This is a genomic window from Geobacter sp. 60473 (assembly GCF_036323535.1).
Classification (GTDB): Bacteria; Desulfobacterota; Desulfuromonadia; order Geobacterales; family Geobacteraceae; genus Geobacter; species Geobacter sulfurreducens.
Map to the genome: position 1 here is coordinate 400,909 of NZ_AP028967.1, position 12,453 is coordinate 413,361.

General features: G+C 55.7%; 10 protein-coding genes. 4 read left to right on the forward strand and 6 right to left on the reverse strand.

Annotated elements, in window-relative coordinates; genetic code table 11:
* Positions 1-272 precede the first annotated feature (272 nt).
* The 3 genes from AABA48_RS01855 (at position 273) to AABA48_RS01865 (ending at position 4,705) form a co-directional block, all read left to right on the forward strand.
* Positions 273-2,003, forward strand: a complete 1,731-nt coding sequence (locus tag AABA48_RS01855) for a sensor histidine kinase (RefSeq protein WP_286351848.1) — start codon at positions 273-275, stop codon at positions 2,001-2,003.
* Entirely contained in the window at positions 2,003-2,662 is a 660-nt protein-coding gene (locus tag AABA48_RS01860; RefSeq protein WP_286351849.1) for a response regulator, read from the forward strand. The genes AABA48_RS01855 and AABA48_RS01860 overlap by 1 nt, the downstream gene beginning before the upstream one ends.
* A gap of 294 nt (positions 2,663-2,956) precedes the next feature.
* Positions 2,957-4,705, forward strand: a complete 1,749-nt coding sequence (locus AABA48_RS01865) for a hypothetical protein (RefSeq protein ID WP_286351850.1) — start codon at positions 2,957-2,959, stop codon at positions 4,703-4,705.
* A 62-nt stretch (positions 4,706-4,767) separates the two neighbouring features.
* Here AABA48_RS01865 and AABA48_RS01870 read toward each other — a convergent pair whose 3' ends face one another.
* The 6 genes from AABA48_RS01870 to AABA48_RS01895 form a co-directional block, all read right to left on the reverse strand.
* A complete protein-coding gene (locus AABA48_RS01870) occupies positions 4,768-5,385 on the reverse strand; it encodes a TetR/AcrR family transcriptional regulator (protein WP_286351851.1) in 618 nt (205 codons plus the stop codon).
* A 408-nt stretch (positions 5,386-5,793) separates the two neighbouring features.
* Positions 5,794-6,603, reverse strand: coding sequence for a flagellar motor protein MotB (locus AABA48_RS01875; RefSeq protein WP_286351852.1), 810 nt, complete (start codon positions 6,601-6,603; stop codon positions 5,794-5,796).
* A 15-nt stretch (positions 6,604-6,618) separates the two neighbouring features.
* Complete coding sequence (locus tag AABA48_RS01880; RefSeq protein WP_286351853.1) at positions 6,619-7,077, reverse strand: universal stress protein; 459 nt, start codon at positions 7,075-7,077, stop codon at positions 6,619-6,621.
* 11 nt (positions 7,078-7,088) lie between these two features.
* A complete protein-coding gene (locus AABA48_RS01885) occupies positions 7,089-8,642 on the reverse strand; it encodes a DHA2 family efflux MFS transporter permease subunit (protein ID WP_286351854.1) in 1,554 nt (517 codons plus the stop codon).
* A gap of 15 nt (positions 8,643-8,657) precedes the next feature.
* A complete protein-coding gene (locus AABA48_RS01890) occupies positions 8,658-9,791 on the reverse strand; it encodes an HlyD family secretion protein (protein ID WP_286351855.1) in 1,134 nt (377 codons plus the stop codon).
* 19 nt (positions 9,792-9,810) lie between these two features.
* Entirely contained in the window at positions 9,811-11,265 is a 1,455-nt protein-coding gene (locus AABA48_RS01895; protein WP_286351856.1) for an efflux transporter outer membrane subunit, read from the reverse strand.
* A gap of 471 nt (positions 11,266-11,736) precedes the next feature.
* Between AABA48_RS01895 and AABA48_RS01900 the strand changes: the two genes are divergently transcribed.
* Positions 11,737-12,357 (forward strand): dihydrofolate reductase family protein, encoded by a 621-nt coding sequence (locus tag AABA48_RS01900; protein ID WP_286351857.1) that lies wholly within the window; start codon positions 11,737-11,739, stop codon positions 12,355-12,357.
* Positions 12,358-12,453 lie beyond the last annotated feature (96 nt).

The following is a 12,453-nucleotide window of genomic DNA, read 5'->3' on the forward strand; positions in this document are numbered from 1 at the left end:
GACAGGAACAGGCCTGACTGGACTAAACCCACAAAGGACTGTGCAGTTATCTGTTGGTCCTCCACGTAGATGCTTCGAAGCGGAGAGGTTTGAAGAGGGGGGGGGAGAAGGAGTTGCGGCTATTGGGGAAAGAAATATTTATTTCAATTTGCAGCTATTGGTATTATAAATTAAACTAAATCGGACGCAAGCGTTCCGGCCTGCTTACGCACTCATGCGATGCCAAGGGTACCCGCTCGACAACACGAGGAATCCCCCGAAGAGAGTCCACCATGAGAAATTTTCTCGAAGCCAATAAAAATCGCATCATCATCGTCACCTATGTCCTGCTCTTCGGCATGTTCTGCTTTTTTTCCCTGATGGACCTGCACAAGAGGACATCCGATTACGGCTACTTCGCCAACAAGATCAACAGTTTCATCAAAAATGCCCACGACAGCGAATCGGAGTACCTCTCCTCGCGCCTCGTCAACTACGTTACCTCGGCCGCACAGAATAAGAAGTTCGCAGAACTGTTGCAAATCGGTGATGAGGAATCACTCAAGAAGGTTGCGGACCCGGTTTTCCAGGATTTCGGGAAGCGGTACGTGCCAGTTATCTCCGTCCTGATCTTTGACGGCGCCGGAAAGCTCAGATACCACATGATACATCCATCTATCCAACACGACCCGGCACGGCTTACCCCTAATGTCAGCAAAGAGGTCTTTACTGCGAAAAAGTACACCTACGGCTATGAAACCAATATCGCGCCCCTCTATTTCTGCACGGCGCTTCCAATCAGGAATAGCCTTTCAGAGGTTGTCGGAACGATTGAGGTGGGTGTCGACCTCTCGTTTTTTCACTACAACCTCAAATGGTTCCTCAAGGACGTCAAGACAGCTATTTTTCTTAAAGGGAAATTGTTGGAAAACGATAGTGACAACATGTTTAATTCCACAGAATACGTGTATGACTATTACAGAAAACTGAAAGGTAACGACACCCAGTTTTTCAGCCGGTTCATAGACAGAATAGATTTCGAACGGACGAAAAATGATGTAAAAATCGGAGACCGCTATTACCTGGTAAGCACATCTCAGATACTTCGCGACATCGGAGGACGCGAGGTCGGTAAATATCTTGTCGCTTACGACATGACCGAGATGCGGCGGCGTCACTGGGGTTACTTCTACATCTGGCTGATCTTCTTTGCCATCACCGCTTCTGTCATGCTGTGCGTCAACCTGGTCGGGTTCAGAAAGTACGAGCGGATCATCACGGAACAAGGCAAGTTGCTGGCCCAGCGCTCGAAACAGTGCGCCCTCGGCGAAATGCTTGGATATATCGGACATCAATGGCGGCAACCGCTCTACAACCTGTCGCTGATCGTTCAGAACATCGGGCTGCAGAACCAGCTCGGCAAACTGGACGATCCCCTGCTCAACAACCAGATCACCCAGGCGAACCAGAACATCCAGTACATGTCGAACATCATTGATGACTGGCGCTCCCTACTGATGTCCGGCAGCAGCCGGACAGTGATCGAACTTCAGTCATCCGTTGAGCGGGCCATCGCCATGGTGGCACCGGTCATGGAGCAGAGCCGGATCACCATCGAAAACCGGATCACCTCGCAGGTGCACACCATGGGGTTCGTCAACGACTTGGTGCAGGTGACTATCAATGTGCTGTTGAACGCCCGGGATCAGCTCTCTCTGGTTACCGGTGAGCGCGTCATCCTCCTTTCCTGCCGGGAGGAGACCGATTCCCTGGTAACCGTCACTTTCCAGGACAATGGTGGCGGGATTCCCGAACATCTGCTGAAGCGGATTTTCGAACCCTATGTCACCACCAAGGACAAAGCGGACGGCACCGGGCTCGGACTCTATCTCTGCCAACAAATCGTCGAAAATCTCGACCAAGGCAGGGTCTGGGCAGAAAACAGGTCCTTTGAGCTGCAGGGGAAAGAGCAGTATGGGGCATGTATCTGCCTGCAATTTGTTAGAACACCAAGGGGGGAATAATGAACGTCACTGCGTTGCAGGATATGACCATACTCTTCGTCGACGACGAAGAGATTGCGCAGGAGCAGATGAAACTGGTCCTGAGTAGCTTCTGCAAAAACACCATCTGTGTCGGCAATGCCGAGCAGGCCCTGCGTGTACTGGAAGAGCATCACCCTGATATCGTCCTTACCGATATCAGGATGCCCGGTTTGTCCGGCATTGAATTGCTCACGGCCATAAAACAAAAGGATCCTGCAGTCGCCGTTGTCATGGTCTCGGCCCACTCCGAGCCCGACTACCTGCTGGATGCATTCCGCCACAAGGCTGACGGCTACCTTTTGAAACCGTTTAACTTCCATGAGATGCTCGAGCTTCTTTCCGATATAGCGACTCAAAAATTAGCCGCAAAGAGGGAAACGAAACAGGGAGCTGATAATAATGATTTTCTGCTGAAAATTCTCGATACGCTCGGCGGAAGGCGTGCCGAGATCATCGAGTACGTCATCAACCACCTCGATGCTGACAACCTGTTCCATGGCACCTATGACGAAGTGGCCGAAGCTCTGGGCGCCAGCAAGCCGACCGTGGTCGCAACATTTCAGGTCATGCTGGAAAAGAACGTGCTGACCCGGGTCAAGTACGGGACGTACCGGATGAACATGGATGCTACTGTCTGATTCGCTGGTGCGATTCGCAAGGGATTATCGTTGGTTGCAGGTAAGAATCGTGCCAAATTCTCATGGGGGAAATAGCTCGGGGGCTCTCCTGTACTCATCGCTCTCAGCATCGCCCCGGCAGGGCTTCAATCCCCCATCGCAATCACCAATAATCCCTGTAATTGCATTGACGGACTGGTTTCAGGTGATAAAGTTCAAGCATAGGAAAAGTTAGTTCCCGTCCCTCTGAATACCTTCCCCTCCCCCTCCGTTACCTTCCTCTCTCCATCCCTCCCGCAGAAGGAGGTATGAGATATGAAAAAGATAGCGATTTCCTGTCTGGTGCTGGTCCTGTTGTTGGGTGTGGATGGGGCCGGCGTGTGGGCCATTGATGTCGGATGGATGCAGAAAGGGGTGCGTGTCTGGTATTTCGGGGCTGTTGGCAGCACAACGGCGTCGGATGCCGAAGAAGCGTATCTGCTCAGCAACGTCAACGGCACTGATGTGCAGGTGACCAAGCACTCGGGGCTGAATCATTGGGGGACCACCAACCCGGTAGATACCGGCACCTATTCCGCCCTAGGCATGGGGCCGTGCTGGATCCACCCCCAGAGGCTCCAGACCCTGCAGAGCGGCGATACCTGGAAAGGCCAGGTGATCGCCACCGTGCTGCGGGAATCCCATACCTACGCTACGTTCAAGGCGCAGTTCTCTTTTCCGTACCTCCTTCTCCCGATAAAGACGCTATTCGATCTCAAAGCCCAACGGGACGTGGTGAAGATCGTCTATTACATCAATCAGTACAGTACCGGCATTGCCTACTTTGACGCCGATACCGGCCTGATGCTGCTCTATGAAACGTCCAACGGGCTGGTGACGGTGTTCTTCCTCCTGAGCGAGATCAACTACGATTTTGCCACGCAGCTGGCCTTTGCCGAGGACAACGGGCCCCATACCGGGTTCAAGTCGTCGGTTCTGGAGCAGCAGATGATGCCCTGGCCCGATACCAGGAGCGGATATCTCTTCTTCCAGTCCTCGGTCGAGTCGCGATACGGTTCGACCGTGCAGATGTGGGTCTCCATGTCTTACAGCGGGAACAAGGGGTCTGCTCTGCCGCCCTATGAGAACTTCTGTTTTTTCGGCAGCGTCCCCATTCTGCGGCACATAGCCATGTCACAGGCGGCCGTTTACCCGCCTGACCAGTGGGCACCCTATGGGCAGTATCTCTGGTGGTGGGTACCGGCAGGGGCGTTGCAGGCTACGGCCATAAATGTTTTTGATACCACCATGACCCGGACTGCCACGAGTCCCTACACCTTTACGGCCGCCCAGCAGCCGGCAAGCCTTTACTTTCCCAAGCTCTGGTTCGACAACAACGGCTACCTGACCCAGTTTTCGGCCATGGATTCCGCCACCGGACTCGATATCGATCCGGAACGAAGCGCGGCCTATTACAATAATTCCACCTCGGTCGACGGGGTAACCTACTATGTGAGCAGCATGGGGATTGCCACGCCGTCTGTCTACCATCTCAGCATGACGGTGGTGAGCGACACGCCGGACAAGGGCGGCGGCTCCGTCCACGGCGACAGCGGCATTGCCTGCGCCGGCCAGGGATCGAACCCCTCCGGAATGAGCGGTGCCTGTCAGGCGGATTTCTCCTCAGGGACCACCGTCAACCTCTACCAGACCCCCGACTCCGACTCCACATGGGCGACATGGACTGCGGCCGGCTGCGGCACAAACCAGAGCTGCCAGGTGGTAATGAGCGGCGATCGGAACCTCACGGTCACGTTCCCCTATTCTCCTATGGCAAAGGTGAATTCCAGCGGTTACCGATGCAACTCGCTCACCGAGGCGTACGCCTCAACCAGCCCGATAGACACCATATACGGCCGGGCCGTGACCTTTACGGAGGACTTCACCCTGGGCGGCAACAAGACGGTTACGCTCCTCGGCGGCCGCGACGCCTGGTATCTGCCGCTGGACGCCTGGACAACCCTGCAGGGGAAACTTTCAATTCTGAGCGGCGCACTGGTCGTGGAGAGACTTGCGATCAAATAGGCGCCGTGAGTAGCGCGCAGTGGGGAGAGCAATCGCTGGACGTCCCAAAGCTGTTCCGGGACTTATTGCCTGGTGCAGGGGACACCGTAGGCTGCCATGAAAACATCTATGGCACGATCGGTAACCTGTTTGATTTCCTCCTCGCTGACTTCTCCCAGGAGCTGAAACAGAAAACGCTCCATCAGTTCCGATTCAAGCAGGCTGAGCAGATGGCGTGACGCGACAGCCGGATCAGCCTGCCGGAGCCTGCCGAGCTCAATTGCCCTTCTGAGGAGGTCTGCAGCAAGGTCCTGCCCGCGCAGTACTCCGCGCTCGTACATAAGCCGCCCAAGATCGCTCCGGCCGGACACGGAGATGGCCAAGTGCCGATTTGCCTTAACGTTTGGCGAGTAAAGGAACGTCAGCCAACGCCTGCCGAAATCACGCAGCGATGCGGCAATATCATCCGCGGCAGGGTCTGTCGACCGGAAGACGGCCTCGAATTCGGTGTTGTTGGAGAGCGTCATTACTTCAAAAAACAATTCGTCCTTGGACGGAAAATAATTGTAAAGCGTCGCCTTCGAACCGCCCACCCGGGCGCAGATTTCCGACATCGAGGTCCGCTCGAACCCATATTCCTGGAAAACCTGTGCCGCCACCGAGAGAATATGCTGTCGTTTTGTGTCTGATTTTTTTGCCATGCTCGTGTGGTTTCTCCTTGTGTTTGTGGGTGAGCGACACCGGTTCCCATAAAAATGTTCATTTTCTGCGGTGCAGAAAACAAATCGCCGCAATTATGGCCCAGCAAATCATCGTTCCGAATACGACAATTTTCAACAGGATTATTGATACCATATGATAAGTCAATGCCGGAACAGCAGATGGATGATATTCGTCGGAAAATCGTGAGATGGTTCGGCAACAAGGATGAAGTAAAAGACGAGCAGGGCGACAAGGGCAATCACGCTGTACAACAATAATCTGGATGTTTCCATATCAGCACCTCAAGACTGACGAATGCCGAATCACAGGGCACTGGCCGTATCAATTAATCTTTCGATGGAGCAAAGCCGTTAAATCGCATTAGATTGACCGGCTTTTATGATCAGTCATTGTGCAGCCGATCCAGCCTCCCATTTATCTGCCTCAGAGTTTAAGACTACAATATCAACCCGTCTGTTTTTCGCTCGGCCTTCTGCTGTGTCGTTTGTGTCAATGGGACGGTATTCACTGTTGCCTACAGTAGATATTCTTTCGGGCTGCAAGCCATACGATTCTGTCATAAGGTGCATTATGTTATTTGCCCGAGCGCTTGAAAGCTCCCAATTGGAGCGAAACTGGGAATTTCTTATGGGAACATTGTCGGTATGTCCTTCTATCCTTAATTCATTTGCATAGATGGCAAGTGATCGAGCTATGGTTTCAATGACACTTATTGACGGTTGTTTTACTTTGTCACTACCTGAATCAAAGAAACCGGCCTCTTTCAAACTTATTACCAAGCCGCGTCTCGTAATGTCTACGATTACCTTGTCTGATTTCCCTTCTTTGATGAGATATGCCTCAATGGATGACTTGATTTGCTTAAACTCGTTTTCTGAGGCCGTAATTTTAATGCCGGCATGATTGCCGGCGCCTTTTTTCTGTTCTGAGGTCGATGAAAGTGATGGCTTTATGCTTGGGATGGGATTGATCTGATCTGATGGAATCACATTGAGTTTAGAGCCCGGAGATCCGGTAACTGACATGCCGAAGGCACTTTGTATTGATTGCATCACTTCTTCTGTTTTCTTTTTGTCGGCTTGCGACATGGCATACAAAACAACAAAGACTGCAAACAAAAGGGTTAACAGGTCTCCGTAGGACACGAGCCAGCGTTCGTGGTTAGGCTGTTTTTCCGGTTCCCGTTTTCTTGTCATCGTTCCGCCCGCTCCCTAGAGTGACCTGTCTGACCTATGCACCAGAACTGGAATTGTCGAGTACGCAAGCACCTTTTGCGTCTCGCTGCCGAGCAAAAATCCGCTGACGCCGCGGCGCCCGTGTGACGCCATGAAAATCAGATCACATTGGTTCCGACTGGCCGCTTCGATGATGGCGTTGTAGGGTTCTTCACTAACCAGTGTCACCTTGCCGTACTCAACTCCCGCTTCCTCGGCGATCTTTCCGGCTGCATCCAGAATGTCATTGGCGGTGCCGAGCATCTTTTCGCGAAACGTGGCGAAGGTGTGCGTATCGAAGATGGCGCCCGTACCGTAGTACATCTTGGGAGCCGGTTGTACGGCACAGAAAAAGGTTATGCGCGATCCGGTTTCCCTGGCGAATGAGACGGCGCGGTTGACTGCCTCTTGGGAGAGCGGTGAACCATCGGTTGGAACAAGGATGTGTTTGAACATGGCGATCCTCCTTAATGCCCGCCGGCTGACGGGTCAACCACTCGGCTCGGCTTTGGTGCGATCCAGATAACTGAAGCTGCGATAAAGAAGGCGATGCCGATGGCCCACATCAATTGGTTGGTGGCCAGCATGACGCTTTGGCCGGTAATGATGTAGTCGATAACCTGATTCACCGCATCGCCGGGAGCGCCCGAGTTTTCAAGTATGGTTCTCACGCTTCGGTCACTGTCGGCGAGCCCCACCAGTTCGGCATGGTTGCGCGTAATCTGGTTGGCCCAGGTTGTGGTCACGATGGAGGTGGCAAAGGCACCGGACAGGGTACGCAGGAAGTTCATGAGCCCTGCGGCGGAATCCATTTCGCGCTCTTCAACGCTCGCCAGGGCCAATCCGGTCGTCGGGATGAAAAAGAACGGGAGGCCGAATCCCAGAAACACCAGAGGGACGGCAATATTCCAGAAGGTCATGTCGGTAGTGGCCACGGTGCGCCACAGGGTGTCGATACCCAGCCAGATGACGCCGCCGAACACCAGTTTTCGGGCATCGATCCGAGTCGTCAACTGGGCCACCAACGGAGCAACGAAAAACGCGGCAAGCCCGGTGCCGGCGGTGGCCAGGCCGGCCTGCGTGGCGGTGTACCCCATGAAATTCTGCAGCCAGAGCGGCGTAAGTACGCTGACCCCGAAGAAAGCGGCAAACGCCAGGCTGATGGTCAGCACAGAGGCGGTGAACCCGCGATGGCGGAATACCTTGAGGTCGACGACGGGATGCTCCTCATAAAGCTCCCAGATAATGAAGGCGGCAAAGGCGATGGCCGCAATAATGGCCAGGGCAACGATCTTGCCTGAGGCAAACCAGTCGAGGTTTTTCCCTTCATCAAGTATGAGCTGCAGTGCCGCGACCCAGATGACGAGCAGGACCAGGCCCACCCGGTCGATGGGGTTGCGGATCAGGGGTTCGCTGTAGCGCTTCAGCAATTGCCAGGCGAAGAATCCTCCAAGAAAAGCAATCGGCAGGTTGATGTAGAAAATCCATGACCAACTGTATTCATCGCAGAAATAACCGCCCAGAATAGGGCCAAGCACCGGTGCCACGAGGGTCGTCATCGACCATAACCCCAGGGCAGCGGCTGCTTTTTCCTTGGGGAAGATCCGCATCAGCAGGGTTTGTGACAACGGCATCAGCGGTCCGCCGGAAAAGCCTTGAAAGATGCGGGCGACCACCAGCAACCCCAGCGAGTTGGCCAGACCTGATACCAGGGAGAATATGCCGAAGAAGACCATCGCCCAGACGAAGACCCGTACCGCCCCGTAACGTGCCGACAACCAGCCGGTCAGCGGGACGGTAATGGCCTCGCCTACGGCGTAGGAGGTAATGACCCAGGTGCCCTGGCTGACGGTCGCCCCAAGGCTGCCAGCGATGTTCGGCACCGCAACGTTGGCGATCGTCATGTTGAGAACAGCGATGAAGTTGGCTGCCGCGAGGATGATTGCCGCAAGCCAGAGCATGCCCCCGGAAAGCGGGGCATCATTTTCAGCGGCAGTGGTAGATGGTGAGGCTTGACTCATGCTGGCGTTCTCCACTTAGTTCCTGCCGCGGGTGTCGATTTCGGCAGTCATGGACAGGCCGACCTTGAGCGGGTTCTTCAGCAGTTCTGCCGGATCGAGCTTGATGCGTACCGGCAGGCGCTGGACAACCTTGATCCAGTTGCCGGTGGCGTTCTGGGCCGGAATGGCGGAGAAGGCAGAGCCTGAGCCGCCCGAAAAGCCTTCGACGGTGCCGTGGTAGGTCACCGACTTGCCGTAAATGTCGGCATGGAGTGTGACCGGTTGGCCGATACGGACCTTTTTGAGCTGCACTTCCTTGAAGTTGGCGTCGACATGCATTTCCTGCACGGGCACCACGGAGAGCAAGGGGGTGCCGGCCTGGACACGTTGGCCGACCTGTACCTGTCGTTTGGCGATGATGCCGCCCAGCGGGGCCCGTATCACGGTCCGCTCCAGATCGACTGCCGCCTGGTCGCGGCGGGCACGGGCCAGCGCCACTTCGGGGTTGGTGTCCACGGTCGTGCCGTCAATGAGTACGGCGTTGGCTTCGCGAGCGCTGATGGCGGTGCTGCGGTTTGCCCTGGCCTGCGCAATGGCGGCCCGAATGGCGTCCAGATTGGCCTTGGCAGCGGCAAAGGCATTTTGGGCACGGGTGAGTTCATCTCCGGATACCGAGCCCGATGTCGATAGTGTCGCGCGGCGTTTCAGGTCAATCTGTGCCCGTTCAAAATCCGCTTCAGCCGAACGGAGTTGGGCCGCAGTCCGTTCCTCATCGGCCTCCCGGGCCGTGATCTGGGCATGCAGGCTGCCGTCATTGGCCATAAAGCCCTTGACGCGACGAATCGCTCGCCCCAGGTCGGCTTCTGCCTGGGCAAGGGCGAGCCTGGCGTCGGTCTGGTCGATTCTGACCAGAATGTCACCTTTCCTGACCGTCTGGGTGTCGGTTACCAGCACCTCGCTGATGGTCCCGCCGACCGACGGAGTCACCTGGGCAACCTCGACCGCCGTGTAGGCGTTGTCGGTAGAGACGAAGTGCGAGCCGTACAAAAGCGCGTACGCCGTGGCACCTGCCGCCGAGATGACGACAACCGTGGCTAGGGCGATGAGCAGTTTCTTGCGGCGATTTGTTGTGGATACATCGGTGGGAATCGATTCGGCAGTTTCAGACATGTCGGCATCCTTCACAGTGTTAGATTTTAGAGTGCTGGTATCCGCCGCCAAGGGCGCGCTGCAAGGCGACATCAAGGGTCAGAGCCCTGGATTTGAGCCCGGCGAGGGTCCGTTGGCTGTTCAGCAGGACATCTTCCGCGTACAGGACTTCGATAACGTTGGCGAGTCCTCCTTCGTAGCGATTGCGAGCCACCCGATGTGCCTCGGCCGCTTCCGCCACAGCTTCGTCGCCTTTCTCCAGCTGCCCTGCCAGCGCCCTGATGCTGAGGGCGGCATTGGCAACGTCCTCCAGGGCGTGGGTCACCGTTGCGTTGTAATTGGCAACCATCTCGTCATAGATCGCAGACCGTTCGCGAAGTTCACCCTGCAGGCGGCCGGCAGTGAAAATCGGCAGGGATACGGCAGGGCCGATCCCGCCGATATCCGATCCTGCCCTGGTCAGCATGTCCAGCCCCAACGACTGCACACCGATAAAGGCAACCAGGTTGACGTTGGGATAGAACTCGGCTTTCTTCTGATCGATACGGTGCATCTGCGCTTCGGTCATAAGACGCGCCATGGTCACGTCAGGGCGGCGTCCCACGAGGTTTGCCGCAAGTTCCGCCGGCAGTCCGAAACTGCTGTTGAGATTGACTGTTGGCGGGTGTATGGAACGTGCCCGGTCCGGACCGGCACCTGCCAGGGCAGCCAGGCGGTTACAGGTCAGGCCGATCTGCTCGTCAATGGAGAGCAGATCACCCTCTGCTCCGGCCAGCCGGGCTTTGGCCTCACTGACGCTCCCCCGGGTTTCCATGCCGTTGGCGAACCTTTCCGAGAAAAGTTCAACCGTCTTTTTGCGAATCTCCACCGTACGGACAGCGGTATCCCGTAACGCATAGAGCCCCGCCAGTTCGGAGTAATTCATGGCAATGGCCGCCGCGATGTTCAGCCGCACCAGGGCTGTCTCGGCGCGGCTCGCCTCCAGTTGCGATGTAGCCGCCGCCAACCCCGCACGGTTCTTGCCCCAGAAATCGATCTCCCATTTCAGGTCGATCGTGCCCAGCCCGTAATCCTGCCAGCCGTCGGATGCTGCGGATCGGGGAATCAGGTGGTTGTAGCTGATCTTCTGTTCAGTCACCGACGCATTGGCGCTTACCTGCGGGATCAGGGCGGATCTGGATACCGTGACGTATGCTTCGGCCCGGCGCATGCGTGCCGCTGCTGCGGCCATGTCCGGCGAATCGCGCAGTGCCTCGTCAATCAATGTGACAAGCTGAGAATCACCATACGACTGCCACCAGCGTTCTGCCGGCCAAGTGCCGGCGGGTGCTGAAAATGATGCTGTGGTCTCATAGTCGGAAGAAGATTTCATGCTGCCGAGCCGGCCGGTTTCCGGAAGCATGGCGCAGCCACAAAGGCTGGTCGCCACGAGGGCAGCGATTGTGATAACCAGCCGTTTTGGAGACGATGTGGACGGTAGGAATTCAGGGGTCATTCAATAAGCCCTCTCATGCTCTCGATTATAAACTGTACTGTACGGTACAGTATTTTGGAGGGGAATGTCAAGCGGTGAAGAGGCTGGGGAACGCGAGGGGGCACTCCCTATATTTTTTTTACATAAGCCAGGATCTGACGTATCATCCTTCCCGTGCGTTGTAGAAAACGGAAGCTCTCTTTGGGCAGTTGCGCGCTGGATCGTGCGAAATTCGCTCGAAGTTGGACTTGCGGGGAATGTGGAGGATCAGTGGCAAGGCTCATGTGTCACCCGCCCATGATCCACTGCTATCGGCAGATTTATGGCGTCCCTTTGGCTCGGAACCGTTTGGTGATGTGTTGAAATTTCCGGCGAATCAGTCGCTGCGGCCAGAAAAGCCGGGACGTCAGATAAGGAAAATCGGGGAGCGTCCCTGGTTTTCCCGCTGGATTCCGGCTCGCTATCGTGAAACGTGACGAAGGAGTTCTACTTGTGAAAACACAGTACTATGTTGCGTCAACATTGGACGGATACATTGCGACTGAAAGCGATTCACTGGACTGGCTATTTCCGCTGGCGAGGGTGGAGGACTCCAGTTATCCGGAATTCATTGCAGAGGTCGGAGCTTTGGTGATGGGCTCTTCCACCTATGAGTGGATTCTCCGAAACGCCGACGCGGTTGCTGCTGAGACCGGATCGCCGTGGCCGTATACGCAGCCTGCCTGGATATTTACACATCGCACTCTTCCTGTAGCAGAAGGGGCGGACGTCAGATTTGCCCGGGGCGATGTGGTGAAAGTGGCGGACGAGATTCGTGCTGCGGCGAAAGAAAAGAATATCTGGATTGTCGGCGGGGGTGATGTGGCGGGGCAGTTTTACGACGCCGGATTGCTTGATGAGGTAATCGTCCAGGTTGGCTCGGCCACACTGGGGCAAGGCAAGCCGCTGTTCCCCCGAAGGGTTTTAAGTCCAGTGCTTCGCCTGATGTCTGTTCACCAGATGGGGCCCGGAATGGTTGAACTCCGTTATGAAATCAACAAGACAGGCAATGATTCGGCCGGCTTGCTGAACAGCGGGGAGAAAGAAAACCTCATGCCCTCCCACCACTACTGACTCTGCGCAGTTCCTCCCTCTGTATTCCCCCACAAACCGGGTATACTGATGATACCGGCTGCAGCGAGCCGGCCGGTATCTTTCCCATCCTCCCGA